Source organism: Aeromonas sp. 61P (assembly GCF_051919545.1).
Lineage (GTDB): Bacteria > Pseudomonadota > Gammaproteobacteria > Enterobacterales > Aeromonadaceae > Aeromonas > Aeromonas veronii.
This window is the reverse complement of record NZ_JBQBEL010000001.1, coordinates 2,282,798-2,307,738: the sequence shown is the minus strand read 5'-3', so window position 1 is coordinate 2,307,738 and position 24,941 is coordinate 2,282,798. Positions and strand designations below refer to the sequence as shown.

Sequence of the window (24,941 nt, the reverse complement as noted above, 5' to 3'; positions counted from 1 at the left end):
ATGTTGCCCGTGGCCATCCTGCCACGTTATCAACACGGCGCCCAATCAGCCTTCGCTGACCAGACTCACCGCCTTGATATAAGCGTAGATCTGCTGCTCCGGCGCCAGCGCCAGCCGCCTGGCGGAGCGGCTGGTGATCCGGGCCAGCAGTATCTGCTCACCCAGCGCCAACTGCAACAGGGTCTGGCCGGGGCGCACCTCGCGCACCGCCAGCAGACGGGTGACGAGACAGTTGGAGAGACTGGAGTGCTCGATGGGGGCCGTAGCGATCACCACATCGCGCCCCGCCACCTTGATCTGCAAGGGGCCGCTCTCATCCGGCACATGGGTCATGGTGACCCGCAGTTGCTGCTCACCGAGCTGCAGGGTCGCCATCTGCTCCTCTTCATCGTAGTGAGAGAGGGTCGCATCAAGCATCACCCCGGCATCGTCACGGCTGGCGAGCGAGAGATCGGTGCGGGCGAAGATCTCGCTCGGCCTGCCTTGCGCCTCCAGCCTGCCACTTTCCAGCAGCACCAGCTGATCGCAGAGCAGGCTCACCTCCTCCATGGCGTGGCTGACGAAGATCATCGGGATGCCACTCTCCTGCTGCAATCCCTTGAGTACATGGGCCTGATGGATGCGGCTGCGCCGATCCAGCGCAGAAAAAGGTTCATCGAGCAGCAGCAGGTCGGGCTCGGCCAGCAGCGCCCGCCCCAATGCCACCCGCTGGCGTTGGCCGCCCGACAAGGCATGGGCAGGCTGTCCCAGCAGATCGGCAAAGCCGAGTCGCGTCGCCAGCGCCTCGGGCTGCCAGCGCCCTCGCCCCTTGCGGGCCGCCAGTTGCAGATTGCCGAGCACCGTCAGATGAGGGAAGAGGCGCGAGTCCTGAAATACCAGTCCTATCCGGCGCGCTTCGGGCAGCAGTTCTGCGCACTCCCGCCCGCCCCACAACAAGCGATCCCCGCTTTGGCGATCGAGCCCGGCGAGGATGCGCAGCAAGGTGCTTTTGCCGCAACCGGAAGGACCGAACAGACCGAGAATGCCCCCCAGCTCCAAGGTAAGTGCGCAATCGAGGGTAAAGGGGCCAAACTCGCGCCGGGCATGGAGGTTCAAGGCATGGCGGTGCGGCACGTTCACAGGCGGCATAGTAGCGAGTAGGTTCATCCGAACACTCTCCGCTGTCTGCGCTGCAGCACCCCGTAGACCAGCACCAGCATCACCAGCGAGAAGGCCATCAGGCCGCCCGCCAGAATATGGGCGTTCTGATAATCCATCGCCTCCACATGATCAAACAGGGCGATGGAGAGCACCTGGGTTTCGCCGGGAATATTGCCGCCAATCATCAGCACCACGCCAAACTCCCCCAATGTATGGGCAAAGCCGAGGGCCGCCGCCATTACGAAGCTGGGCAGGGTCATCGGCAAGATGATGTGGAAGAAGCGCTCCAGCGGGCCGAGCCCCAGGGTCGCAGCGGCCTCCAATTCTTTGTTGCCCATGTTGACGAAGGCGGAGGTGAGCGGCTGCACCACGAACGGCAGCGAATAGAGGATGGAGGCAAACAGCAGGCCGAGAAAGCTGAAGGCGAGCGGGGCGCCAAAGGTGTCGCGCCACCAGGCGCCGAAACCATATTCGGGGGAGAAGGCGAGCAGCAGATAAAAACCCAGCACTGTGGGAGGGAGCACCAGCGGCAGCGCCACCAGCGCCTCCACCAGCGGCCGCAGCCGGTTCTGACTGCGCGACAGCCACCAGGCCAGCGGCGGTGCCAGCAACAGCAAAATCGCTGTGGTGCAGGCCGCAAGCTTCAGGGTGAGCCAGACCGCCAGCAGATCCCCTTCACTCATTGCCGACCTCCCGGTTGATAAATGCCCCCAACGGCATGGTATCCATCCTTATTGCAAAGAGTGACCGACCCGAAGGCCGACCACTCAGGGTATCGCATCAGGCCCATCCCCTTATTGGGGCAAGGCATAACCAGCTGCCTTGATCTGCGCCTGACCCGGCCCCTTGAGCCAGGCCACCAGCGCCTCGACCGCGGCGCCTTTTTTCAATACCAGCCCCTGCTGCTCGATGGGGGGATAGAAGCTCACAGGCACTGCCCAGGCTTCACCAGTCTTGCCCGCTTCCACCAGATTGGCCCAGGCGACAAAGCCCAGCTCGGCATTGCCGGTGTCGACAAATTGCCAGGTCTGGCCGATGTTGGCGCCGGTCAGCAGCCGGTACTGCTTGGGATCGATCTTGAGATGGGTGAGGGTCGCCATGGCGGCAGCACCATAGGGGGCAGTGCGGGCATTGGCGATAGCGAGGTTGCCTTTCCAGCTGCGCAGGGTCGCCTCGTCAGGAGTTGGGCCCCCCTTCTTCCACAGCCCCAGCTGGCCGATGGCGTAGGTGAAGCGATCGCTCCCCTTGCCCTCTTTTTCCAGCTTCTCGGGGGTCGCTACATCGGCGGAGAGGAAGAGATCGAACGGTGCGCCGTGACTGATCTGGGTGTAGAGCACTCCGGTGGCGGCAGACGAGATGGCCAGGGTGTGGCCGGTCTTGGCGGTGAACTCCTTGCCAATACGATCTATGGTGCCCTTGAAGTTGGCCGCCACGGCCACTTTCACTTCATCGGCCTGAACGGCACCGGTATGCAAGGTGGCGGCGCAGATGCCTGCGATGACAACAGATAACAGCGGTTTCATTCCCTTTCTCCTGATGGGGCCCGCACATCCGCGCCCCTTGGCGGGGCCGTGGTTCCCGTTGAACCTGCGCCCCTCGTGATGAACAGGTCAGGCTTGCCAGCGGGCAGCGGCGGCGTTGTCGCGATCAAGCGCCTCGACCCAGCGTTGCACACCCTCGGCGGTCAGCTCTTTTTTCCAGAACGGCGCCCGGGTTTTCAAGAAATCCATGATGAAGTGACAGGCATCAAAGGCGGCGTCGCGGTGGGCACTGCTCACCGCCACCAGCACGATTTGATCGCCAAGCCACAACTCGCCGATACGATGAATGAGGGTACACTCCTGCAGCGGCCAGCGGCGGCGGGCCTCCTGCACGATATCGGCCAGCGCCTTCTCGGTCATGCCGGGGTAGTGCTCGAGGGCAAGCCCCTTCACCTCCTCCCCCTGATTGAAGTCGCGCACCTTGCCAACGAAGGTGACGATGGCGCCACTGTCTGGGCGGGTGGCGAGGCGGGCATATTCATCCGCCAGCGAGAAGTCCTCCCGCTGCACCAGAATGCGATCGGTCATGGTTGCCTCGCTCATCCTTAACCTCCGGTCACAGGTGGGAAGAAGGCGACCTCATCGCCATCGTTGATAGGCGTGTCGAGGGGCACCAGGGTCTGGTTGACTGCCACCAGCAGCTTGCCAGCTTCCAGCGCCAGCGCCCACTTGTCGCCGCGTTCACAGAGCGCCGCGCGCAGTTGTTCGGCAGTGGCGTAGTCGCACGGCAGGCTCAGCTCATCGCAGGCCACCAGCTCTCTTACTTGCGCAAAAAACAGTACCTTGATCATGCTTGCTCCCCGCTATTTGACCCCAGCTGAAAATGGCCGGACTTGCCGCCCTTTTTCTCTACCAGCCGCACCTGTTCGATCACCATGTCCTTTTGTACCGCCTTGCACATGTCGTAGATGGTCAACGCCGCTACCGACGCCGCAGTCAGCGCCTCCATCTCCACCCCGGTCTTGCCTGATAGCTTGCAGAGGGTGCGGATATGCACCTTGTGCTGCTCGGCCAGCGGCACTATCTCCACCTCGACTTTGGTCAAGGCCAGCGGATGGCAGAGAGGGATAAGATCGGAGGTCTTCTTGGCGGCCATGATGCCGGCGATGCGGGCGGTGGCGAACACGTCACCCTTGTGGTGCTGGCCGCTCAGGATCAGCGCCAGCGTCTCGGGAGCCATGGCAACAAACGCCTCGGCGCGGGCTTCGCGCTCGGTCACCTGCTTGTCGGTCACATCCACCATATGGGCTTCGCCACTCTGGTTCAGATGCGTCAGGTTGGGCTGGGTCTGCTTGGGATCGGTCTTGTTCATCGTTTGCTCTCAGAGGTGGGAGACAAAGTTGCACGGCTTGGTGCGGGCATCGAGCTGATCGCGGATCAGTTGCTCCCAACCCAGCTGACATGCGCCGGTGGAGCCCGGCAGGCAGCAGATCAGGGTTCGATTGGCGAGTCCCGCCAGCGCACGGCTCTGCATGGCGGAGCCCTTAATCTCAGCAAAAGAGAGCTGACGGAACATCTCGCCAAAACCCTGTACGGTGCGCTCGAACAGCACACCGACCGCTTCCGGTACCCGGTTCTGTTCATTGAAGCCGGTACCGCCGTTAATCAGTACCACCTGCACCCCCTCATCGGCGATCCACTCGCTCACCCGCGCGCGGATGCGAAACAGGTTGTCCGGGCAGAGTGCCCGATCGGCCAGCTGATGGCCCGCGTCGGTAAGGGCCGAGACCAGATAGTCGCCCGAGCTGTCATCGGCGGCGGTGCGGCTGTCGGAGACCGTCAGCACGGCGATCTTGAGGGGAATAAATGCGTTGTGTTTCTGTCCCATCGGGCAGCTCCTTGTGGCTATGGGCCGTCAACGAGGCAGGAAGATAAGGGGTATGAGAGGCCAGCTGTCAGGGCGCAAAAACGGACGCAGACAGGGGTGACCAACTTGCTCAAGCGTGTGACGGCGGGCTGATTCTATCAAAGGTTTCACGAGATATGGGATTTAAAAGACACACAAATCTGATGCTTGTCCCATATATGAACAAAACGCAGGCCGGGTAAACCCGGCCTGTCGTCGCAGGATCAGAACCCTTTCACCCCGGTCATGTCGGGCAGCTGGTGAGCGATCCCCTTGTGACAATCGATGCAGGTACTTTCACCACTGGCCAGATTGGTAGAGTGCATCTTGGCGGCACGCTGCCCCTGCAGGGAGAAGTCCATGTACTCGAAGTTGTGGCAGTTGCGGCACTCGCGCGAATCAGTCTCTTTCATCCGCTGCCACTCCCGCTCCGCCATCTCGCGTCGGTGCGACTCGAACTTCTCGCGGGTATCCACCTTGCCGGTGATCATGCCCCACAGCTCCTTGGAAGCCTGCACTTTGCGGATGATCTTGTAGGTCCACTCATGGGGTACGTGACAATCCGGGCAGCTGGCCCGCACACCGGAGCGGTTGGCGTAGTGGATGGTATCGCGATACTCCTCGAACACGTTGTCCTTCATCTCGTGACAGCTGGTGCAGAAGGCCTCGGTGTTGGATGCTTCCATGGCGGTGTTGAAGCCACCCCAGAAAATCACGCCACCGAAGAAGCCCATCAGCAAGATAACCCAGAGAGCCGCCTTCGATGGTGACTTGAAGGTGGTCCACAGACGCTGGATAAAGCCGGGTAATTTCATCTATGGATTCCTCAGTTCAGCGCTTCAACCGGTTTAAAGGTATTTTCCACCAGCGGCTTGGCATCCGCTTGCGGTACATGGCACTGCAGGCAGAAGTAGCGACGCGGCGACACTTCACCCAGGGTCAGGCCGTCGCGGGTCTCGAAGTGAGTCGGGCTGATCTTGGGGGCCTTCATGGCGCTGGCATTCTTGAAGCTGTGGCAAGCCAGGCACTTGTTGACCTTGGTATCCACCTCATAGTTGCGAATGTCGTGGGGGATCAGCGGCGGCTGATGCATGTACTGGCGATCGTAGGGCGCGCCATCCTTGCGGAAGTTTTTCAGGGGCGCGGCGGTGGCATCGGTCACCAGATCGGTGGCGCCCCGCTCGGACTTGAGGCCACCGGTACTGTTGGTGATCTCGGGGGCCGCTGCCATCAAGGATCCCGCCATCAGGCAGGCCAGCATTGCTCCAATCAGCTTTTTCATTATTTGTTCTCCGACGTTTTTTCTGCCTTGACGGCAAAACCTACAGTGATTTCAAAAACTTGTTCCGCGCAGACATCGATGCAGCGGCCACAGTTGGTACACTCCTGAGCCGCAATCAAGGGCCCGTGACCGCGCTTGGCACCGTGAACAGGCCCGCGCAGGATGGGACGCTCCGGGCAAACCGCATAACAATCCATGCAGTTGTTGCACCGCTCGCGCCCCTTGGCAGAAATCTTGATAAATCCGACCCGGTTGACCAGGGCATAGAAGGCCCCCACCGGACAGAGATGACCGCACCAACCCCGCTCAACCACGAAAAGATCGAACAGGAACAGCGCCACCAGCAGGGCCCAGCCCGCCCCCATGCCAAACAGCAGGCCGCGCATGGCGAGTGACACCGGATTGACCAGCTCCCACACCATCACGCCGACCACCGCTGGCACCACCAGCACCATGGCCAGCAGCCAGTAGCGGGTCGCACGGCTGAACTGGCCATTGCCCTTGAGGCCAAGGCGCACTCTGAGCCAGGCCGCCGTATCCGTGATGAGGTTGACCGGACAGACCCAGGAGCAGAACACTCGTCCCCCAACCAGCCAGTAGCCGGCCAGCACAATGGCAGCCCCCAGCCAGAGAGTGGTGATGGGCCAGTGACCCGCCGCCAGCGACTGCAACAGCGTGAGGGGATCGGTCAGCGGCACCGTCTCCAGCAACAGCGAGCTGGAGAGGTTGCCCTTGAGGATCCAGATACCCGCCAACGGCCCCAGCAAAAACAGCCCGAGCACGCTGAACTGACTCAGCCGACGCAGCAGCAGGAAGCGATGGGAACGCCACCACCCCAGCTTGATGCGCGCCTCTTCCCCCGGATAACGACTCATAACCCCTCCGGTTTGCGGGTCGGCAGGGTGAGCCTGTCGCCGATGAGCGACTTGTTCCCCGCCTTGGCCTTCTCTTCCCAGCCGAGCCGGTAGTGATGACCCAGCTCACCTTTAGCGAGCTGGCGTGGCACCACCTTGATGGCGGCCTCCTCCAGCACGCAGGCATGCTCGCACTTGCCACAGCCGGTGCAGACATCGCTGTGTACCGTGGGCAGGAACATGGCGTGCTTGCCGGTACGCTGGTTATGCTGCAGCTCAAGAGTGATCGCCTTGTCAATCAGCGGGCAGACCCGATAACAGACATCGCAACGCAAACCCAGATAGTTGAGGCAGGTCTCGTGATCGATGAGCACAGCCACCCCCATCCGGGCCTGATCGATGTCGGTCATCTGCTGATCCAGCGCCCCGCTCGGACAGGCCACCACACAAGGGATGTCATCACACATCTCGCAGGGCACGGCACGCGCCTTGAAATAGGGGGTGCCAGTGGTCACAGGGTCAAACAGCCGGGCGAGCTTGAGGGTGTCGTAGGGGCACGCCTCGACGCAGAGCCCGCAACGCACGCAGGCGCTGAGGAACTCTGTTTCATCGAGGGCGGCAGGCGGACGCAGCGCCTGGGCAGGCACAGCTTGTGCCTGCTGGCGTGCCATGCCGCCGAGCCCCACGCCAAGCAGGCCCACACCGCAGGCCCCCTTGGCCATGTCGGCCAGAAACTGGCGACGACTACGACTCATCTCGCACTCCCCCGCCTTAAGCCTTCATCACCTTGACGGCGCACTTCTTGTAATCGGTCTCTTTCGAGAGCGGATCGGTGGCGTCCAGGGTCAGCTTGTTGACCAGCTGGCTGGCATCAAAGAAGGGCATGAAGACCAGTCCTTTCGGCGGACGGTTGCGACCACGGGTCTCGACACGGGTCTTCACCTCGCCACGGCGGGAGGAGACGATCACCTCTTCACCACGGCGCACGCCGCGAGCCTTGGCATCGTCCGGGTGCATGAAGAGCACCGCATCCGGGAAGGCGCGATAGAGTTCGGGCACCCGACGGGTCATGGTGCCGGTGTGCCAGTGTTCCAGCACGCGACCGGTGGAGAGCCACAGATCGTACTCTTTATCCGGCGACTCGGCGGCGGGCTCGAACGGCAGGGCGAAGATGACCGCCTTGCCATCGGGCTTGCCATAAAAACGTACCCCCTCGCCCGCTTTCACATAGGGGTCGAACCCTTCACGATAGCGCCACAGGGTCTCTTTGCCATCTACCACAGGCCAGCGCAGACCACGGGCTTCGTGGTACTGATCGAACGGCGCCAGATCGTGACCGTGGCCACGACCGAAGGTGGCGTACTCTTCGAACAACCCTTTCTGGACGTAGAACCCGAAGTGCTCGGCCTCGTCGTTCAGCAGACCTTTGCTCTGCTCTTTCGGGAACTGGTTGACCTGACCGTTGGCATAGAGCACGTCGAACAGGGTTTTGCCCTTCACTTCCGGCATCTTGGCAATCAGCTCAGCCGGCCACACTTCCTCAACCTTGAAGCGCTTGGAGAACTCCATCAGCTGCCACAAGTCGGACTTGGCCCCTTCCGGCGCTTTCACCTGCTGGTGCCAGAACTGGGTGCGGCGCTCGGCGTTGCCGTAGGCCCCCTCTTTCTCCACCCACATGGCGGTAGGCAGAATGAGGTCAGCGGCCTGGGCAGTGACGGTCGGGTACGGGTCAGAGACCACGATGAAGTTGCGCGGATCGCGATAGCCAGGCAGGCGATCGGTATTCATGTTGGGGCCAGCCTGCATGTTGTTGTTGCACATCACCCAGTAGGCGTTGAGCTTGCCATCTTTGAGCATGCGATCCTGCAGCACGGCGTGGAAACCCACCTTGTCGGGAATGGTCCCTTCTGGCAGTTTCCAGATCTTCTCGGCAATGGCGCGGTGCTTGGGCTCGGTCACCACCATGTCGGCGGGCAGACGGTGGGCAAAGGTACCCACTTCACGCGCGGTGCCACAGGCAGAGGGCTGGCCGGTCAGTGAGAAAGGACCATTACCCGGCTCGGAGATCTTGCCGGTCAGCAGGTGGATGTTGTAGCAGAGGTTGTTGGCCCAGACGCCACGGGTATGCTGGTTGAAACCCATGGTCCAGTAGGAGACCACCTTCTTGCTCGGGTCGGCATAGAGCTTGGCCAGCTTTTCCAGCTTCTCTTTGGAGACGCCGGAGAGCTTGGAGACCGACTCCACATCGTAATCCGCCACGAACTTGGCAAACTCATCGAAGGTCATCGGAGTGGCATCGCCGCTGTCCGGGTTCTTCGCTTTCTGCTGCAGCGGATCGGTCGGGCGCAGGCCATAACCGATGTCGGTGGCCCCCTTCTTGAACACGGTGTGCTTGTTGACGAAGTCCCAGTTCACCTTGTCATTCTGGATGATGTAGTTGGCGACATAGTTGAGGATCGCCAGATCGGTCTGCGGGGTGAACACCATGCCGTTGTCCGCCAGCTCGAAGCTGCGGTGCTCGAAGGTCGAGAGCACGTGCACCTGCACATCCGGGTTGGAGAGACGGCGATCGGACATCCGCGACCAGAGGATGGGGTGCATCTCGGCCATGTTGGAGCCCCACAGCACGAATGCATCGGCCTGCTCGATATCGTCGTAGCAACCCATCGGTTCGTCCATACCGAAGGTACGCATGAAGCCAACGACCGCAGAGGCCATGCAGTGACGAGCGTTGGGGTCAATGTTGTTGGAGCGGAAACCGGCCTTCATCAGCTTGGCGGCGGCATAGCCTTCCCAGACGGTCCACTGGCCGGAGCCGAACATGCCGACGGCGGTCGGCCCCTTCTCTTTCAGGGTCGCCTTGAACTTCTCGGCCATGATGTCGAACGCCTGATCCCAGCTGATGGGGGCAAAGTCGCCATCCTTGTCGAACTGGCCGTTCTTCATCCGCAGCATCGGCTGGGTCAGGCGATCCTGGCCGTACATGATCTTGGAGAGGAAGTAGCCCTTGATGCAGTTGAGGCCACGGTTGACCGGTGCATCGGGGTCGCCCTGAGTCGCCACGACCCGCCCATCCTGAGAGCCCACCAGCACGGAGCAGCCGGTACCGCAGAAGCGGCAGGGAGCCTTATCCCAATGGATGGCAGTCTTGTCGGTACTGGTGATGAGATTGGCTGCCAGCGTGGGGGCACTGACACCGGCCACGGCAGCGGCAGCTGCCACCGCGTTGGCCTTCATAAAGTCGCGTCGACTCAGCTTCATGGCATATCCTCACATTGCTTATCGCGTAATAGTTGTCGAATCTGTCGAACGGGAGCCAGCCATCAGCGGCAGAGGGCATGCCCGGCATCCCATCACTCTTTTCAGTGACCGCCCAGTTCATCGAACTGGTGGTAAATCAGGGCGGCAGAGAGCACACCCGGCATCGCCTGTATCGCATCAATGGCCGCCATGATCGGCCGCTGGCTCGGACCTTCCAGGGTCACGACCAGCTTGCCCTCGTCACTGACGGCGTGGATCTCGGCCCCTTCAAGGGCGCCAATCTGCTCGGCGAGCTGATGGCGCAAAGGGGGCTGGGTCAGCACCACCAGACTCGATACATGGAACTCCTGATCCATTGTGGCTTCTGTGTCACACGGCTTCTGACTCATTCTGACTCCTGCTTGAGGGGGGGCTGACTCGCACCACCGGATGGGGCGGCTCGCCCGTCGACCTTGATGCTGCCAACTGGACAATCCTGCATACAGGCGCCGCAGCCATTACAGCGATCCGGCTCGACCGTCGGGGTGGGCACACGCCCCAGCACCGGAATAAAACGAATGGCATTGGGCTCACAGCTGTCCTGACAGCGCTGGCAGAACACCTGACCATTGGCCAGACAGTTGGCCTCGATATGGGCCTTGTAGTGCCAGGGGGACTCGCTGGTCGTGCGAAACACAGGCGCCTTGCAGACCGTGACGCACTCGGTGCAGAAGGTGCATTCGCCACGCTGGAAATCAACCACCGGAAAACCGCCCTCGCCATTCACCAGGATCTGCTCCGGACAGGCCGCCAGACACTCCCCGCAGCGGGTGCAGTCGGCGACAAATGCCGACCAGTTGACTGACCAGGGCAACTGCACCGGCGGTTCGGCGGTTTTCAGCCGCCCCCGGAACAGGCCGCGGCGGGCAAGATCGATCTCATCCGGCATGTTGACTCCTGTTCTGGTGAAAAAGGGGACAGTACGAGTCCATGATTGGCATTCTTGATACCAATTATAAGAGTGGGTGTATATTGCGGCCCTGACAAGGTAAGGGATATACCACCAGGGAGATAAACAGGGGGGATTCTTGCGCCAGATCAAAGCCTTGCAGCGCAATAAAAATGGAGGTATCGGTTAAAATACCTCCATGTGAGGATTGCTATTTAATCGTTGGCGATTTTTTGCGTTTATCCACCGATCGAGGCGAGATGAGGAGTGATGCCGGCATTGCCTTCATGAAGCCGATGGGTGGCACTCTTGCCCGCCAGTGCCGCGCGAATGCGCTGTTGCAGCTCATCGGATTGCCCATCTGCGCCGAGCAGATCCCGCAAGTCGAAGCCGTTGTCGCCAAACAGGCACAGATGCAGCTTCCCCTGCGAGGAGACCCGCAGCCGGTTGCAACCGGCACAGAAATCCTTGCTATAGGGCATGATGAGCCCCACCCCACCTTGCGAATCGGGGTGCATAAAGACCTGCGCCGGACCATCATCCGTGCCCCGTAACTGCTGCACCCAACCGCTCTCCAGCAAGCGCTGTTTGATCTGTTCGCCGCTGACATGGTGGTCACGAAACAGCGTATCCATCTCGCCGGTCTGCATCAGCTCGATAAAGCGCAGCTCGATGGGCTTGTGCCTGATCCAGCCCAGAAAGGCATCAAGCTGGTAGTCGTTGAGCCCCTTGAGCAGCACCGCATTGATCTTCACCGATTTGAAACCGGCGGCCAATGCTGCTTCGATCCCCTCCATCACCTCGGCCAGCTTGTTCTCACCGGTGATCTGGTGAAACTGGCGCGGGTCGAGACTGTCGACACTGACATTCAGCGCGTTGAGTCCGGCATCAAACCACTCCTGAGCCCGCTCCTTGAGGCGATAGCCGTTGGTGGTCATGGCGACCTTCTCGATGCCCGGGGTGGTGGCAATCACCTTGACGATCTCGGTGAAATCGCGGCGCAGGGAGGGCTCGCCCCCCGTGATGCGCACCTTGCGGGTGCCCATGGCGGCAAAACCGCTGACCACGCGGCGGATCTCGTCAATCGAGAGAAAGGGTTGACGCCCCGCTTTGTGACCTTCCGGGGGGCGATAGCCGTCAGGCAAGCAATAGGTGCAACGGAAGTTGCACACATCAGTCACTGACAGACGCAAATAGTAAAAACGACGGGAAAAACCATCTTCAAGTGGCAACATAAACACCTTTCCAAATACGGGAGGCCAGGGCATTTCTTTCCTGACCCTTACAGCTCGAACGTCGGCTGACGGCTGGTTTCCCCCTATCGCTAGGACTTAGGCAAAACCGCTCGGAGTTCATCTAGTTTTTCGATGCTAACACAAGTTGGAGTACACTCCCACGCATCTTGCGGGGTCCTTATCACTATTCAGAGGTGCGCATCAGTATGGGAAAACGGTTCAGGGTCCATTCGGTCAGCAGTGCCATTGGCCGCGCCATGGTGTTGATCCTCTTCATGGCCAGCCTGATCGCGCTGGTCGCCATGGTCACCCTCTTCTACTCGGTACCCGATGCCAAGGCGATCAACCTCTCCGGTTCGCTGCGGATGCAGGCCTACCGGATGGCCTACGAAATCGAGCGGGGCGACAGCGTGCTGGGGCGCCTCTCCCAGTTTGAAGAGACCCTGCACGCCGAAGAGCTACAGGAGACCCAGCGCTGGATCACTCCTGCCTCCCTGCGTCGCACCTATGGCGAGGTGCTCGGCCAGTGGCAGGTGATGCGCCAACACATCGAGGATCGCACTCCCAGACGGTACACCGATAACACCGAGCAGTTTGTGGCGGCCATCGACAATTTCGTCAATCAGATGCAGTACCACGTGGAATTCAAGGTGAGGATGCTGGCGCTTGCGGAGGGGCTCGGCCTGCTGGCCATCATCACCATCGCCTGGTTTACAGTGCGCTTCACCCGCCAGCAGGTGGTCGCCCCCCTCAACCAGCTGGTCTACTGCGCCCGCCAGATCCAGCGGCAGGATTTCGATCTTAAGCTGCCCGCCCACGGCGAAAACGAGCTGGGGGAGCTGTCGCGCGCCTTTGTCACCATGGCCGACGAATTGGGCAAGCTCTATCGGGAGCTGGAAAACAAGGTGGAAGAGAAAACCGCCAAGCTGCAACAGGCCAACGACACCCTCTCGTTTCTCTACTCGACCGCCCAGAAGCTGCACGCCGCCCCGCTCAGCACCCGCACCCTCATCAAACTGCTGGACCGTGCTGCCGCCCACCAGCATATCGACCACATCCGGCTGACCCGCTTCGAGCACAATGCCATGCCAGTCTACATCTCGGGGCGCACCGGCTGGCCCGGCGATCTCGATGCGGTCGCCAGCTTCTATCTGCAGATGGATGAGCAGGAGTTCGGCCGCCTCGACATCATCAGCCAGCACCCCATCGACGAGCGGTTGATCAAGAACTTCACCATGCTGCTGGCTCAGGTGCTGCACAAGGATCAGACCCTGCTGCAACAGCAGCGACTGCTGCTGATGGAGGAGCGGGCGGTGATCGCCCGGGAACTGCACGACTCGCTGGCGCAGGCCCTCTCCTATCTCAAGATCCAGTCCACTCTGCTCAAGCGCTCTTACGCCAAGGGGCAACATGACAAGGCGCAGGAGGCGATGCAGCAGATCGACGAGGGGCTTAGCAATGCCTATACCCAGTTGCGCGAACTGCTCGGTACCTTCCGGCTCACCATTGGCGATGCCAATCTGGGGGAAGCGATCCGCGTCATGCTTGATCAACTGCAACCTCAGACCCAAGCCGAAATCCGGTTCCATTACGGACTGGCCGACAACGACCTGGAGGCGGGCCAGCATATCCACATTTTGCAGCTGATCCGTGAGGCAGTGCTCAATGCCATCAAACATGCCAACGCGCAAGTGATTGATGTTAGCTGTGAGACCCTCGCCAGTGGTAACATTGAGGTTCAGATTTCAGATGACGGTGTCGGGATCGGACTCGCCAGCTCGGCGATCAACCATTACGGGTTGAGCATCATGAACGAGCGCGCCAGCAAACTGCACGGTCTGCTGACCATCAACGAGCAGCAACCACAAGGCACCTGCGTGCATCTGACCTTTCCCACCAGTCTAGCGAGAGACGCCTGATGGACGAGATGAAATACACAGTTCTGGTCGTAGATGACCATCCCCTCATGCGCAAAGGGATTGTGCAGTTGCTGGCTCTGGAAGAGAACATGGAGGTGACCGGTGAAGCCTCCAACGGCACAGATGCCGTGGCGCTGGCCAAAGAATCAGAGCCGGACCTGATCCTGCTCGACCTCAACATGAAGGGGCTCTCCGGCCTCGATACCCTCAAGGCGCTACGGGCCGAAGAGATCACCTCCCGGGTGGTGATCCTCACCGTCTCCGATGCCCGTCAGGATGTGGTTGCTTTGCTCAAGGCGGGTGCCGACGGCTACCTGCTCAAGGATACCGAGCCTGATCTGCTGCTGGCCCAGCTGGCCGACGTGATGACCGGCAAGCAGATCCTGAGCGAACCGCTGCGCCCCTATCTCGAAAACATCTACGAGCTGGATCACCTGCAGCAGAAGCTGGAAAGCTTAACGCGTCGCGAAATGCAAATCCTGCGCGAAATTGCAAAAGGCCTCTCCAACAAACAGGTCGCCTCGGTACTCCATATCTCCGAGGGAACGGTCAAGGTTCACGTGAAGAGCCTGCTGAAGAAACTCGAGGCGCAAAGCCGCGTGGAAGCGGCTGTCATGTATCTGGAGCAGCGCAACTAAGCGCCCTCAACCGTCCGAAAAGCCACCCTCCGGTGGCTTTTTTCATTCTCTGGCACAGTCGCTGCATTGTCATATTCAGCAACTACTCAATGGAGGATGGAACATGAAACTACAACCTTTGGCACTGTTCCCCTTGCCTTCCCACATACTGCCGGGCGGCAAGCTTCCTCTGCGTCTGTTCGAGCCACGCCACCTGCAGATGCTCAAGGAGTCATTCATCAACGATCAGGGCTTTGGCATCGTGATGGAAGAGTCGACCACCTCGGGACAATCCGGCCGCATTCTGCCGGTGGGCACCCGGGTCAAGGTGACAGACTTCTACACCCTCAATGATGGTCTGCTGGGTGTGACGGTGCTGGGACTGGAGCGCTTCTGCATCCACGAGATGGAAACAGACGAGATGGGCCTGCGCCGGGCCAAGGTGGAGATGCTGCCCAACTGGCCGAGCACCCACTCAGATTTCAACGACAAGCTGCTGGTCAATCGCCTGCGGGAAGTGTTCGAGCAGTATCCGGAGCTTGATGAGCTCTATCCGGACAAGCGTTTTGAAGATGCCGCCTGGCTCTGCCAGCGCTGGCTCGAGATATTGCCGATGCCGATTTATGAAAAGCAGATGCTGATTGCCAAACAAAACAGCGAAGCGGCCCGTAAATTTCTGCATCGCCTGATTTCACAATGACAAAAACAGCATTGCAAAATGCAATTATTCCAACAATGAAAATGTGAAATTCGCATTTTGCGAGTAAGTAGGAACGCAAAACACCATACCAAGAGAGAGCCGCTGCGCTAAACGGCCAAAATTGAACACAAAAGAGTCCCAAAAAAGTTGGCACAGATTTTTCATATAGATTGATACAACCCGATTTATCCCGTGCTCTCTTCAGTATTTGCTGAAGAACTGGTCAACCCACAAAGTTGACCATTTTTTTTATCCGCGCGTCGGCAACCGCTGACCAAAGTGACGCTGCAAACACTCTCTCAACCGTGACAAGGTGATGGGCTTGGCGAGAAAGTCATCCATCCCCTGCGCCAGACAGCACGCCTTGTCCTCCGCCATCGCATTGGCTGTCAGGGCGACAATAGGCATAGTACATCCCAACTCACGCAAGCGTCGGGTCGCTTCCAGTCCGTCCATCAGGGGCATCCGCATATCCATCAGGATCAGATCCGGGATCTGCTCATCCACCTGCGCCAGCGCTTCCAGACCATTGGCAGCCAGCCGAACCTTGCCCACCAGTTTTTGTAGCATCAGCGACACCACCAACTGGTTCACCGGGCTGTCCTCCACCACCAGCACATCCAGTGGCAGCAGTGCCGAAGCCCCCTCCTCCCGCTGCGGCTGGCTATGACAAGGCAGCGCCATGCCGGGCAGTTCGAACCAGAAACAGCTTCCCTTGCCCGGCTCGCTCTTCAGGTGGATCTCTCCCCCCATAAGCGTCACCAGACGCTTGCTGATGGCAAGACCGAGGCCGGTACCGGAAAAACGCCGGGTGGCCGAGTTGTCGACCTGGGAGAAGGGTTCAAACAGCAGCGCCTGATCCGCATCGGCGATCCCGATCCCGGTGTCGGAGACCGAGATAAGCAGCTTCTCATCCTGCCAACCCAGGTGCAGTGTCACCTGCCCCTGCTCGGTAAATTTGAGGGCGTTGTCCAGCAGATTGCCCATCACCTGTGACAGACGCATCGGATCCCCCTGTAACTCCCGGGGCACAGACTCATCGACCCGATAAACCAGCGCGATCCCCTTGGCGGTCGCGCGAGCTTGCAGCGGCTCGACCAGAGATTGGCAAAGCTGGACGGGTTGCAGGGTCTCGCAGTGAAACACCAAGGTTTGCGACTCGATTTTCGAAAAATCGAGCACGTCGTCGATGATGGTTTGCAGCAATCTGGCCGAGTGGGTGGCATGGCGCAGCAGGCTCTGTTGCTCCGGCGCCAGCTCGGCATGCTGCACCAGATCGAGCATCCCCAACACCGCATTCATGGGCGAGCGGATCTCGTGGGTCATCATGGCCAGAAACTGGGACTTGGCACGGTTGGCCGCTTCAGCCTCATCCCGTGCCCGCGCCAGCTCCTCTTCCCTACGGATCTGGTTGCTGATATCCCGGGCTGTGCCGCGATAACCAATAAACAGGCCATCATGGTCAAAGCAAGGCTCGGCGCTCACCTCCATCCAGCAGGGGCCGTGTTGCAGCGCAACCTGCATCCGCACCCCTCGCACCGGCTGGCGCAGCGCCAAAAGCTGCAGATATTTCTGGGCATCGCAGCTCTGCTTGTTGCAGACGTAGTCATAGAGGGTCGGCCGGGTCGCTTGCGGGGTCATCTCATCCAGATAACCCGGCTCTGAGGCATAACTGAGGCGATGCTCGGCATCTGTCTCCCAGAACCAGTCCGAAGCCATGGCGGCGAAGCTGCGAAAACGGCGTTCGCTGGCCTGCAGCGCCTCGGTTTTTACCGCGACCTGTTCCTGCAAGCGGGCCCGATAGGTGATGTTGACCAGCGCCTGGGCGATGAGCGGACGGCAACGCTCCATGGCGGCCTTGCTGGTGAGATCGAAGGTGCCCGCCCGAGCGTGGCGGCAGATGAGGGTGGCGGTAAAACCGGGGGCCTGCAGCCCGGTCAGCATCACGCTGGCCCAGCCCAGCTCGCTCGCCAGCGGCGCCAGCTCGGGCAGCTGGGCGGGATCGTAAATCACCAGAGTTTCACCCGAGATGGCGCGGGCAAATGCCGGGGTCATGCGCCAACTGCGGGCTGATAGCATTGGCTCGGTACTGAGGTGGGTACTTCCCTGCTCCCCTTCCCAGGCCACCACATCAGCGTGCTCAAAGCCGATAAAGGGTTTGAGCACCTGGATAAGGCTCTCCAGTACCTGCTCCAGCGTCTTGGCATCGGCGAGGGTGGCAACGCCCCCCAGCAGAGTCTGGGACTCGTGACGATACTTGGCCTCGCGCTCACGGCAACGCATAAGGTCGACCAGCGTGGTCTGCAATTTGTCGCCGAGGGCTTCCAGTTCACTGTTGCCAATCATCTTGTTGCCTGCTCTGTTATGTTCTGCCGACTCAACGGGTCAGGAAAATCACGCTCGATACCATCAGGTTGCCATGGGCCAGCTCGCCATTGGGCAGCCGCCCCTGCTCGCCGAAGGTAAAGGGGGTGATAAAAGGGATCTTGCCTAGGCGAGCCTGGCTCTGCTCGACAAATTGGCACAACATATCACCTAGCGCCAAACGACAACCAGCACAAAAGATAATGAGAGCGCCGATAGGCTGCAATTCCACATCGACCCCATACCCTGGCTCAACGCGCATGGCATTGAGGCTGCGCTGCAACAACCCTTCCTGACTGCTGTACATCAACAGCAGACGCTCCCCTTGCACCACATCGGTAAAGAGCCGCAGCCCGCCCTGTTCGGTCACCGCTTCGGGATGGGAGAGTTTGTAATAAGGAATGCCATCCAGTGCTCCCACCTGACGAGCCAGCGGGGTGAGCGTGGTCTCCCGCAAAATAGCCCCCACCGGCCAGGGCTGCTCGCGCCCGCACCAGCGGGCATAGACCTCGGCGGCTGGCTGGTGATCGATGGTGAGTACCTCCCGCCCGTTGCAGGCGGTGATCTCGCCGCTGAATTCGGCAGGCACATAGCCCGAGTGAAACTGAAAGGCCAGCTGGCAATCGGGATAGAGCACCGCCAGACCGATGCCATCCTGAGCCACCGCCTCATCCCAGCAGAGCTGCCAGTCACCGCTGACACTGCTATCAGCCGCGGATCCACCGACCACCGGCACCGAGGCACCGAGTTCTGCCTCAATACCGGCCAGCAGCCCCTCCTCCTTGCCGGGACTGGCGTGAAACAGGATCAACTGGGGCAGCTCGCCCGGTCGACCACAGTCGCTCATGGCTCGGCGAAGCAACTGCCGCACATCCACCTCGTCACCGCTGGCACCGGCTACCCCGAATGCCCCTTTCTCATCGTACAGAGCAGCAACGGCCAGCCCATATCCGTCTCGGGCGTGGTGTCCCATCTCGGTCATGACACCACCGCAAGAGCTGCACCCAAGCAGGCGGGTCGTCGGGAACTGGCGTTTGAGCGCGTCGCGCAGTATCGCCCCCTCATGGGCTTGGGTAAAATAGAGTAACAGCAGGGAGGGGGCCTGAGCGGCATAGTGGCGCAGCTGCGCGCTGATATCTTGGGCCGCCAGCGATGAACTCTGGGCGAGGGAGTGAACGGTCAGAAATTTCAACACCATCTCCTTGTTTTATCGAATGGCAGCCTCAAGCAAAAATCATACCTTTATCAAACAATTATCTCGCTTCACTTGCTAACATAGCGGTCAACTGAGACCAATGACAGGACGCCCATATGTGGCAAAAAAACATCAATGACTTCGATCGGGTCGTTGCCATCGGTGGTGGCCATGGCATGGGACGAGTGCTTTCGTCCCTCTCGTTTCTCGGTCAACGGCTCACCGGCATCGTCACCACCACAGATGATGGCGGCTCGACCGGACGCCTGCGCAAGAGTCAGGAGTGCATCGCCTGGGGCGATCTGCGCAACTGCCTGAACCAGCTGGTGACCGATCCCAGTATCGGCAGCCTGTTGTTCGAATACCGCTTCGCCGGCAAAGGCGAGCTGGCGGGTCACAACCTTGGCAACCTGATGCTGCTGGCGCTCGATAATCTCTGTGTCCGTCCTCTTGATGCTATCAAGCTGATCAGTGACATGCTCAAAATCGAGTCACAATTGCTACCCATGTCTGAATTTCCCACCGATCTCTGCGCCCATATGGAGTGTGGCACCCAGATCCTGGGAGAGGTATCCATCGATCAACTGGCAACACCGCCCCTCTCCCTCGGCCTGATGCCGGAGGTGCAAGCGACACGGGAAGCGGTGCTGGCACTGCAGCAGGCGGACATGATCATTCTTGGGCCGGGCAGTTTTCTCACTTCCATCATGCCACCACTGCTGCTGGCCGAGATCGCCCAGGCCATCAATGAGAGCAGCGCCATGCTGGTTTTCGTCTGCAATCTGGTGGCGGAAAACGGCCCTGCCAGTCAGCTGGATCTGATGAGTCAGTGTCGCTGGCTGGAGTCCCGGGTCGGTCAGGGTCGGCTGGATGCCATCCTGGCCCCACAGGGCGCGAGTGATGCGGGGGACTGGCAAGGGCGAGTGATCGAAGCCGAGCTGGGCGAGCTTGAGCTGCCGCATCGGCACGATCGATTGAAGCTGAAACTGGCGCTGGACCGGATCATCCAGCAACTGCTCAACCAGCGTTAGGCAACGGTCACGGCGCCACGGCATCCCTGCATGGCGCCGTTACTGATAATCGGCAAGAAACGCGAGCACCTGGGGCAAGGAGGCCTCCAGCAGTTGCAACTGGCGCTCTGCCTCGGCCACATCGGTCTGCTTGCTGGCCATCTCCAGCGCCATCACCTGCTGATAGCTCGGCATGGCGCCGTAGCTGCCACAGGATGATTTCATGCTGTGCGCCACCCGAGCCAGCGCCTCCCACTCTCCCTGTTCATAGAGGGGTCTGAGCTGACTCAGCTGCTCGCCCACCTCTTCAATAAAGACTGCGATGACCACGGGCAGCATATCCGGACCGATATCCTCTGCCAGCTGCTGCAACACCTTGCGATCCACCCACTCCATGCGAGGCTCCTCCTGAACAGTATTCAAACAGACCATACTATAGATAGTTTTCGATGTCGTGGCTCACGGCCAGGCAGTGATGAAGCACCCGATTGGATGGCTCAGGGAATAAAGTGGCAAAAAATGTGATCAGTATCGAAATAGCGATGCTGAAACGCCCCTCAATACAACAACTTGATTGCCACCAATTAACAACCGATCAACACTCAATGCCGTCAGAGTGATGATGCTCAGCAACACCTCTCATCCCTTTTGCCTTTTATGGCTGCTGCGAAGAACCAGGGTAGGTATCTACCCTGGTATTTTTTTATCTTGCTCAAGCGCGACCTGGTTGGTCGCCACCCGCTCCCCCATGCGAAACAGATTGAATTCGCCGGGCGCCATTTTGACCCAATTCTCATTGCCGGTCAGCGGACGGGTGGTGATCAGGGTCACCACATCGTTGGGGGTGGTCTCCCTTTGAAAGTCGATCACCACCTCCTCATCCAGCAGGCTCGCCTCGCCAAACGGCGCACAGCGGGTCAGCCAGTGCAGGTTGTTGCTGCAGTAGCTCATCACATACTCCCCGTCCGAGAGCAGCATGTTGAACACCCCGAATGCTCTGAGCTCATCACACAGGGTGGCGAGATAGCGAAACATGGCGGGAAAGTTGGCCGGACGCTTGGGATATTTTTGCTCCAGCCGATCGAGCAGCCAGCAGAAGGCGTGCTCGCTGTCGGTATCCCCCACCGGCCGGTGGCGGCCGGTTGGCAGCTTCTTGTAGCCGGTCAGCTGACCGTTGTGGGCAAAGGTCCAGTAACGGCCCCACAGCTCACGGGTAAAGGGGTGGGTATTTTCCAGTGACACGCAGCCACGGTTGGCCTGCCGAATGTGGCTGACCACAGCGCAGCTCTTGATGGGCAGCGCCTGTACCAGTCTGGCGATGGGAGATTGGGCGCTGGGCTCGGGATCCTTGAAGGTGCGAAAGCCCTTCCCCTCGTAGAAGGTGATCCCCCAGCCATCCTTGTGGGGCCCGGTCTTGCCGCCGCGCAGCATCAACCCGGTAAAGCTGAAGCAGATATCGGTCGGCACATTGGCACTCATGCCGAGCAGTTCGCACATATCCGGCAGACTCCTTTCATGATTTGGCTTGTGTCATGTTCGACCAGCACGCTGGTTCGACAGACAGCAGGGGAAGGCGCAATCCCTTCCCCTGTGACTGGCAACAACCGGCCGATGGCGAACCATGCTACCGGCGTTGCCCTTGTCTGGTGACGATGGCCTGATTACTTGGCCATCTCTTTTTCGACCAGCTGGATCAGGATGTGGATCACCTTGATGTGCACTTCCTGAATACGGTCGGCATAGCCAAAGTGCGGCACGCGGATCTCGACATCCGCCAGACCCGCCATCTTGCCGCCATCCTTGCCGGTCAGGGCGATCACTTTCATCCCTTTGGCGCGGGCCGCCTCGATGGCTTTCAGGATATTGCCGGAGTTGCCGCTGGTGGAGATGCCAAGCAGCACGTCGCCACGACGGCCAACCGCTTCTACGTAGCGGGAGAAGACATAGTCATAGCCAAAGTCGTTGGAGACGCAGGAGAGGTGGCTCGGATCGGAGATGGCGATACCGGCATAACCCGGGCGGTTCTCGCGGTAACGACCGGTCAGCTCTTCGGCGAAGTGCATGGCGTCACAGTGGGAGCCACCGTTGCCACAAGAGAGCACCTTGCCCTCTTCCTTGAAAGAGTCAGCCAGCAGTTTGGCGGCCGCTTCGATGTTTTTCAGGTTCTGCTCATCAGCCAGGAAGGCCTGCAGCACGCTGGCAGCTTCGGTCAGTTCATTGCGGATCAATTCTTGGTACATGATGTCTCTTCCACTGTTTTTAGTGTGCGTGTAGATCGCGGCTATTCTCGCACAAGCGAATCGCACAGTCGCCCCCCTACTAGCCACAGCGCTGGCGGCGCGTGAGCGTTATGGGGATCACAGAGAGAAGGTAATGAAGATGTAAACAGCTTGATAACTTTGTGCGTATGAATTACAACAGGGGCCATATCCAACAGGTCAGACCTCTGGATCAGTTACGCCACGTTGGCAACCTAACCACGCAAGGAGCAAGCAATGACGACGACCCTCACTCTGCTCGGGGTGATCCTGGTTATCGGAGCCCTGGCCTATCGCCGGGCATCCCTGTTCATCTCCACCCTGGTCACCGGCGCCGCCCTGGTGCTTGGCACCATCTATGGTCATGTGCCCTTGCTGGTATGGGCGCTGTTCGCGGTGATCGCCATCCCGCTCAATCTGGTGGAATTTCGCCGCAATCAAATAACCAAGCCGCTGTTCAAGATCTACAAATCGATCATGCCGGAGATGTCCCGCACCGAGAAAGAGGCTATCGAAGCGGGCACCACCTGGTGGGAAGCCGATCTGTTCGCGGGCAACCCGGACTGGAAAAAGCTGCACGCCATCCCGGTCAGCACCCTCTCTGCCGAAGAGCAGGCCTTTATGGATGGCCCGGTCGAGGAAGTGTGCCGCATGGTGAGCGACTGGGAAGTGACCCACGAGCGCGCGGATCTCTCCCCCGAGGTGTGGCAATACCTGAAGGACAACAAGTTCTTCGCCATGATCATCAAGAAGAAATATGGCGGTCTGGAGTTCTCGGCCTACGCCCAGTCCTGTGTCCTGCAAAAGCTGTGCGGTGCCAGCGCCGTGCTCGCCTCCACCGTTGGCGTACCCAACTCGCTGGGCCCGGGCGAACTGCTGCAACACTATGGCACTGACGAGCAGAAGGATTACTACCTGCCCCGCCTGGCGGTAGGTAAAGAGATCCCCTGCTTCGCCCTGACCAGCCCGGAAGCGGGCTCTGACGCAGGTTCCATCCCCGACTTCGGTATCGTCTGCAAGGGCGAGTGGGAAGGAAAAGAGGTGCTCGGTATGCGCCTGACCTGGAACAAACGCTACATCACGCTCGCCCCTATCGCTACCGTGCTGGGTCTCGCCTTCAAACTGCGTGATCCGGAACACCTTCTGGGCGAAGAGGAAGAGCTCGGCATCACCTGCGCGCTAATCCCGACTCACATCAAGGGTGTCGGCATTGGCCGTCGCCACTTTCCGCTCAACGTGCCGTTCCAGAACGGTCCGACCCGGGGCAAGGATGTGTTCGTCCCGCTCGATTTCATCATCGGTGGCCCGGCCATGGCCGGTCAGGGCTGGCGCATGCTGGTCGAGTGTCTGTCGGTCGGTCGCGGCATCACCTTGCCCTCCAACAGCACTGGCGGCGTCAAGATGCTGGCCCTGGCGAGCGGCGCCTACAGCCGTATCCGTCGCCAGTTCAAGCTGCCCATCGGCAAGATGGAAGGGATTGAAGAGCCGCTGGCCCGCATCGGCGGCAACGCCTACATCATGGGCGCCGCAGCCAACCTGACCGTGACCGGTATCGACCTTGGCGAGAAGCCGTCAGTCATCTCCGCCATCGTCAAATACCACCTCACCGACCGTGCCCAGAAGTGCATCATCGATGCCATGGATATCCACGGTGGCAAGGCCATCTGCATGGGCCCCAACAACTATCTGGCCCGTGGCTATCAGGGTGCCCCCATCGCCGTTACGGTGGAAGGGGCCAACATCCTGACCCGCAGCATGATCATCTACGGTCAGGGCGCTATCCGCTGCCACCCGTATGTACTGCCGGAGATGCTGGCCGCCAGCCACCCCGACAAGGAGCAGGCGCTGAAGGATTTCGACAAGGCGGTATTCAGCCACGTCGGCTTTGCCATCAGCAACCTGGTACGCAGCTTCTGGCTCGGTATCACCGGCGCCCGCTTTGCCGCGGCACCGTACAAGGATCAGACCAAGGGCTACTACCAGCAGCTCTCCCGCCTCTCGGCCAACTTGGCGTTCCTGTCAGACATGGCGATGGGCACCCTGGGTGGCGAGCTCAAGCGCAAGGAGCGGGTCTCCGCCCGTCTTGGCGACGTGCTGAGCCAGCTCTATCTGGCCTCCAGCGCCCTCAAGCGCTATCAGGACGAGGGACGCCAGCAGGCCGACCTGCCGCTGCTGCACTGGGCACTGCAAGATGCCATGTTCAAGGCACAAGAGGCAATCGACGAGCTGCTGCGCAACTTCCCGAACCGCTGGATTGGGCTTGCCCTGCGCGCCGTGGTGCTGCCGCTGGGTCGTGACCTGAACCGTCCGTGCGACAAGCTGGACCAGCAAGTGGCCCGTCTGCTGCAAACCCCGAGCGAAACTCGCAGCCGCCTGGCCAAGGGCCAATACCTGACTCGCGAAGAGGGCAACCCCTTCGGTCTGCTGGAGCAGGCGCTCGATGACGTGCTGGCCGCCGAGCCGCTGTTCGAGAAAGTCTGCAAGAGCGATGGTATCAAGCGCCCCTTCATGGCACTGGACAAGGTGGCCGACATCGGCTTGGCCGCTGGCGTACTGACCCAGAGCGAAGCCGAGCTGCTACGCCGCGCCGAGGTAAGTCGCCTGCGCACCATCAACGTCGATGATTTTGACCCCATCGATCTGGTGGCCAACAAGAAGCTGTTTGAAGCCTCCGCTTACCATCACGCGGCCTGATAACCAGCTATCGACAACGCCTCCCTTGTGGAGGCGTTTTTTATGGGCGCTCACCACTATTCACGGCCCGAACAGTCACCACTCGCCCGCACAGCTC

The 24,941-nt window shown here is 60.2% G+C and carries 25 protein-coding genes and 1 riboswitch; of the genes, 5 read left to right on the top strand and 20 right to left on the bottom strand.

Annotated elements, in window-relative coordinates:
* Positions 1 to 45 precede the first annotated feature (45 nt).
* The 15 genes from modC to moaA form a co-directional block, all read right to left on the bottom strand.
* A complete protein-coding gene (gene modC / locus ACTG2O_RS11145) occupies positions 46 to 1,146 on the bottom strand; it encodes a molybdenum ABC transporter ATP-binding protein (protein ID WP_236285372.1) in 1,101 nt (366 codons plus the stop codon).
* Positions 1,143 to 1,823, bottom strand: coding sequence for a molybdate ABC transporter permease subunit (gene modB / locus ACTG2O_RS11140; RefSeq protein ID WP_005361814.1), 681 nt, complete (start codon positions 1,821 to 1,823; stop codon positions 1,143 to 1,145). Before modB ends, modC begins: the two co-directional genes overlap by 4 nt.
* 111 nt (positions 1,824 to 1,934) lie before the next feature.
* Entirely contained in the window at positions 1,935 to 2,663 is a 729-nt protein-coding gene (gene modA / locus ACTG2O_RS11135; protein WP_439975745.1) for a molybdate ABC transporter substrate-binding protein, read from the bottom strand.
* An 87-nt stretch (positions 2,664 to 2,750) separates the two neighbouring features.
* Positions 2,751 to 3,224 carry a molybdopterin synthase catalytic subunit MoaE gene (moaE, locus tag ACTG2O_RS11130; RefSeq protein ID WP_110302478.1) on the bottom strand — a complete coding sequence of 158 codons (474 nt, stop codon included), beginning with the start codon at positions 3,222 to 3,224 and terminating at the stop codon, positions 2,751 to 2,753.
* Between the two features lie 2 nt (positions 3,225 to 3,226).
* Entirely contained in the window at positions 3,227 to 3,472 is a 246-nt protein-coding gene (moaD, locus tag ACTG2O_RS11125) for a molybdopterin synthase sulfur carrier subunit (protein WP_005353453.1), read from the bottom strand.
* A complete protein-coding gene (gene moaC / locus ACTG2O_RS11120) occupies positions 3,469 to 3,993 on the bottom strand; it encodes a cyclic pyranopterin monophosphate synthase MoaC (RefSeq protein WP_236285366.1) in 525 nt (174 codons plus the stop codon). Before moaC ends, moaD begins: the two co-directional genes overlap by 4 nt.
* A gap of 9 nt (positions 3,994 to 4,002) precedes the next feature.
* Positions 4,003 to 4,509: a molybdenum cofactor biosynthesis protein B gene (gene moaB / locus ACTG2O_RS11115; RefSeq protein ID WP_005344126.1), complete on the bottom strand. Its 507-nt coding sequence runs from the start codon at positions 4,507 to 4,509 to the stop codon at positions 4,003 to 4,005.
* Positions 4,510 to 4,751: 242 nt separating this feature from the next.
* The gene (locus ACTG2O_RS11110; RefSeq protein ID WP_005353459.1) at positions 4,752 to 5,342 is read right to left on the bottom strand and encodes a cytochrome c3 family protein; all 591 of its coding nucleotides are present in this window, start codon (positions 5,340 to 5,342) and stop codon (positions 4,752 to 4,754) included.
* Between the two features lie 11 nt (positions 5,343 to 5,353).
* Positions 5,354 to 5,809: a nitrate reductase cytochrome c-type subunit gene (locus ACTG2O_RS11105; RefSeq protein ID WP_005334452.1), complete on the bottom strand. Its 456-nt coding sequence runs from the start codon at positions 5,807 to 5,809 to the stop codon at positions 5,354 to 5,356.
* Positions 5,809 to 6,684 carry a quinol dehydrogenase ferredoxin subunit NapH gene (napH, locus tag ACTG2O_RS11100; protein ID WP_439975744.1) on the bottom strand — a complete coding sequence of 292 codons (876 nt, stop codon included), beginning with the start codon at positions 6,682 to 6,684 and terminating at the stop codon, positions 5,809 to 5,811. Before napH ends, ACTG2O_RS11105 begins: the two co-directional genes overlap by 1 nt.
* Entirely contained in the window at positions 6,681 to 7,418 is a 738-nt protein-coding gene (gene napG / locus ACTG2O_RS11095) for a ferredoxin-type protein NapG (protein WP_064340968.1), read from the bottom strand. The genes napH and napG overlap by 4 nt, the downstream gene beginning before the upstream one ends.
* 16 nt (positions 7,419 to 7,434) lie before the next feature.
* A complete protein-coding gene (napA, locus tag ACTG2O_RS11090; RefSeq protein WP_439975743.1) occupies positions 7,435 to 9,924 on the bottom strand; it encodes a nitrate reductase catalytic subunit NapA in 2,490 nt (829 codons plus the stop codon).
* Between the two features lie 101 nt (positions 9,925 to 10,025).
* Entirely contained in the window at positions 10,026 to 10,280 is a 255-nt protein-coding gene (locus tag ACTG2O_RS11085; RefSeq protein WP_031227438.1) for a chaperone NapD, read from the bottom strand.
* 29 nt (positions 10,281 to 10,309) lie between these two features.
* Positions 10,310 to 10,852 carry a ferredoxin-type protein NapF gene (gene napF, locus ACTG2O_RS11080; RefSeq protein ID WP_439975741.1) on the bottom strand — a complete coding sequence of 181 codons (543 nt, stop codon included), beginning with the start codon at positions 10,850 to 10,852 and terminating at the stop codon, positions 10,310 to 10,312.
* 239 nt (positions 10,853 to 11,091) lie between these two features.
* On the bottom strand, positions 11,092 to 12,087 hold the full coding sequence (moaA, locus tag ACTG2O_RS11075; protein ID WP_069526775.1) for a GTP 3',8-cyclase MoaA: 996 nt from the start codon (positions 12,085 to 12,087) through the stop codon (positions 11,092 to 11,094).
* Positions 12,075 to 12,215, bottom strand: a riboswitch (molybdenum cofactor riboswitch). Its footprint overlaps the gene before it by 13 nt.
* Before the next feature lie 78 nt (positions 12,216 to 12,293).
* Here moaA and narQ point away from each other — a divergent pair.
* The 3 genes from narQ (at position 12,294) to ACTG2O_RS11060 (ending at position 15,323) form a co-directional block, all read left to right on the top strand.
* Positions 12,294 to 14,006: a nitrate/nitrite two-component system sensor histidine kinase NarQ gene (narQ, locus tag ACTG2O_RS11070; protein WP_005334468.1), complete on the top strand. Its 1,713-nt coding sequence runs from the start codon at positions 12,294 to 12,296 to the stop codon at positions 14,004 to 14,006.
* Entirely contained in the window at positions 14,006 to 14,644 is a 639-nt protein-coding gene (narL, locus tag ACTG2O_RS11065; protein ID WP_005334471.1) for a two-component system response regulator NarL, read from the top strand. Before narQ ends, narL begins: the two co-directional genes overlap by 1 nt.
* A gap of 103 nt (positions 14,645 to 14,747) precedes the next feature.
* Complete coding sequence (locus ACTG2O_RS11060; protein ID WP_005334473.1) at positions 14,748 to 15,323, top strand: LON peptidase substrate-binding domain-containing protein; 576 nt, start codon at positions 14,748 to 14,750, stop codon at positions 15,321 to 15,323.
* Positions 15,324 to 15,572: 249 nt separating this feature from the next.
* On the opposite strand, the gene ACTG2O_RS11055 is transcribed toward ACTG2O_RS11060, so the two are convergent.
* Together ACTG2O_RS11055 and ACTG2O_RS11050 are read right to left on the bottom strand one after the other, a co-directional pair.
* Positions 15,573 to 17,669, bottom strand: coding sequence for an ATP-binding protein (locus ACTG2O_RS11055; RefSeq protein ID WP_439975740.1), 2,097 nt, complete (start codon positions 17,667 to 17,669; stop codon positions 15,573 to 15,575).
* 31 nt (positions 17,670 to 17,700) lie between these two features.
* The gene (locus tag ACTG2O_RS11050; RefSeq protein ID WP_439975739.1) at positions 17,701 to 18,885 is read right to left on the bottom strand and encodes an FIST signal transduction protein; all 1,185 of its coding nucleotides are present in this window, start codon (positions 18,883 to 18,885) and stop codon (positions 17,701 to 17,703) included.
* A 113-nt stretch (positions 18,886 to 18,998) separates the two neighbouring features.
* On the opposite strand from ACTG2O_RS11050, the gene ACTG2O_RS11045 reads away from it, so the two are divergent.
* Positions 18,999 to 19,913 carry a gluconeogenesis factor YvcK family protein gene (locus ACTG2O_RS11045; RefSeq protein WP_019446542.1) on the top strand — a complete coding sequence of 305 codons (915 nt, stop codon included), beginning with the start codon at positions 18,999 to 19,001 and terminating at the stop codon, positions 19,911 to 19,913.
* A gap of 39 nt (positions 19,914 to 19,952) precedes the next feature.
* On the opposite strand, the gene ACTG2O_RS11040 is transcribed toward ACTG2O_RS11045, so the two are convergent.
* The 3 genes from ACTG2O_RS11040 to lpcA form a co-directional block, all read right to left on the bottom strand.
* On the bottom strand, positions 19,953 to 20,288 hold the full coding sequence (locus ACTG2O_RS11040) for an Hpt domain-containing protein (protein ID WP_323891409.1): 336 nt from the start codon (positions 20,286 to 20,288) through the stop codon (positions 19,953 to 19,955).
* A gap of 291 nt (positions 20,289 to 20,579) precedes the next feature.
* The gene (locus ACTG2O_RS11035; RefSeq protein WP_005353514.1) at positions 20,580 to 21,389 is read right to left on the bottom strand and encodes a class II glutamine amidotransferase; all 810 of its coding nucleotides are present in this window, start codon (positions 21,387 to 21,389) and stop codon (positions 20,580 to 20,582) included.
* 164 nt (positions 21,390 to 21,553) lie between these two features.
* Positions 21,554 to 22,132, bottom strand: coding sequence for a D-sedoheptulose 7-phosphate isomerase (lpcA, locus tag ACTG2O_RS11030; RefSeq protein WP_005334485.1), 579 nt, complete (start codon positions 22,130 to 22,132; stop codon positions 21,554 to 21,556).
* A gap of 255 nt (positions 22,133 to 22,387) precedes the next feature.
* Here lpcA and fadE point away from each other — a divergent pair, with 255 nt between their 5' ends.
* The gene (gene fadE, locus ACTG2O_RS11025) at positions 22,388 to 24,844 is read left to right on the top strand and encodes an acyl-CoA dehydrogenase FadE (protein ID WP_362786877.1); all 2,457 of its coding nucleotides are present in this window, start codon (positions 22,388 to 22,390) and stop codon (positions 24,842 to 24,844) included.
* Positions 24,845 to 24,941: the final 97 nt, after the last annotated feature.

Coding starts and splice junctions, on each gene's coding strand:
- fadE (WP_362786877.1), top strand. CDS start 22,388: ATGACGACGACCCTCACTCTGCTCGGGGTGATCCTGGTTATCGGAGCC.
- lpcA (WP_005334485.1), bottom strand. CDS start 22,132: ATGTACCAAGAATTGATCCGCAATGAACTGACCGAAGCTGCCAGCGTG.
- narL (WP_005334471.1), top strand. CDS start 14,006: ATGGACGAGATGAAATACACAGTTCTGGTCGTAGATGACCATCCCCTC.
- moaD (WP_005353453.1), bottom strand. CDS start 3,472: ATGATCAAGGTACTGTTTTTTGCGCAAGTAAGAGAGCTGGTGGCCTGC.
- ACTG2O_RS11045 (WP_019446542.1), top strand. CDS start 18,999: ATGTGGCAAAAAAACATCAATGACTTCGATCGGGTCGTTGCCATCGGT.
- ACTG2O_RS11060 (WP_005334473.1), top strand. CDS start 14,748: ATGAAACTACAACCTTTGGCACTGTTCCCCTTGCCTTCCCACATACTG.
- modA (WP_439975745.1), bottom strand. CDS start 2,663: ATGAAACCGCTGTTATCTGTTGTCATCGCAGGCATCTGCGCCGCCACC.
- ACTG2O_RS11055 (WP_439975740.1), bottom strand. CDS start 17,669: ATGATTGGCAACAGTGAACTGGAAGCCCTCGGCGACAAATTGCAGACC.
- moaC (WP_236285366.1), bottom strand. CDS start 3,993: ATGAACAAGACCGATCCCAAGCAGACCCAGCCCAACCTGACGCATCTG.
- ACTG2O_RS11035 (WP_005353514.1), bottom strand. CDS start 21,389: ATGTGCGAACTGCTCGGCATGAGTGCCAATGTGCCGACCGATATCTGC.
- ACTG2O_RS11040 (WP_323891409.1), bottom strand. CDS start 20,288: ATGGAGTGGGTGGATCGCAAGGTGTTGCAGCAGCTGGCAGAGGATATC.
- napH (WP_439975744.1), bottom strand. CDS start 6,684: ATGAGTCGTTATCCGGGGGAAGAGGCGCGCATCAAGCTGGGGTGGTGG.
- moaA (WP_069526775.1), bottom strand. CDS start 12,087: ATGTTGCCACTTGAAGATGGTTTTTCCCGTCGTTTTTACTATTTGCGT.
- narQ (WP_005334468.1), top strand. CDS start 12,294: ATGGGAAAACGGTTCAGGGTCCATTCGGTCAGCAGTGCCATTGGCCGC.
- ACTG2O_RS11085 (WP_031227438.1), bottom strand. CDS start 10,280: ATGGATCAGGAGTTCCATGTATCGAGTCTGGTGGTGCTGACCCAGCCC.
- ACTG2O_RS11105 (WP_005334452.1), bottom strand. CDS start 5,809: ATGAAAAAGCTGATTGGAGCAATGCTGGCCTGCCTGATGGCGGGATCC.
- moaE (WP_110302478.1), bottom strand. CDS start 3,224: ATGAGCGAGGCAACCATGACCGATCGCATTCTGGTGCAGCGGGAGGAC.
- ACTG2O_RS11110 (WP_005353459.1), bottom strand. CDS start 5,342: ATGAAATTACCCGGCTTTATCCAGCGTCTGTGGACCACCTTCAAGTCA.
- napG (WP_064340968.1), bottom strand. CDS start 7,418: ATGAGTCGTAGTCGTCGCCAGTTTCTGGCCGACATGGCCAAGGGGGCC.
- moaB (WP_005344126.1), bottom strand. CDS start 4,509: ATGGGACAGAAACACAACGCATTTATTCCCCTCAAGATCGCCGTGCTG.
- ACTG2O_RS11050 (WP_439975739.1), bottom strand. CDS start 18,885: ATGGTGTTGAAATTTCTGACCGTTCACTCCCTCGCCCAGAGTTCATCG.
- modB (WP_005361814.1), bottom strand. CDS start 1,823: ATGAGTGAAGGGGATCTGCTGGCGGTCTGGCTCACCCTGAAGCTTGCG.
- modC (WP_236285372.1), bottom strand. CDS start 1,146: ATGAACCTACTCGCTACTATGCCGCCTGTGAACGTGCCGCACCGCCAT.
- napF (WP_439975741.1), bottom strand. CDS start 10,852: ATGCCGGATGAGATCGATCTTGCCCGCCGCGGCCTGTTCCGGGGGCGG.
- napA (WP_439975743.1), bottom strand. CDS start 9,924: ATGAAGCTGAGTCGACGCGACTTTATGAAGGCCAACGCGGTGGCAGCT.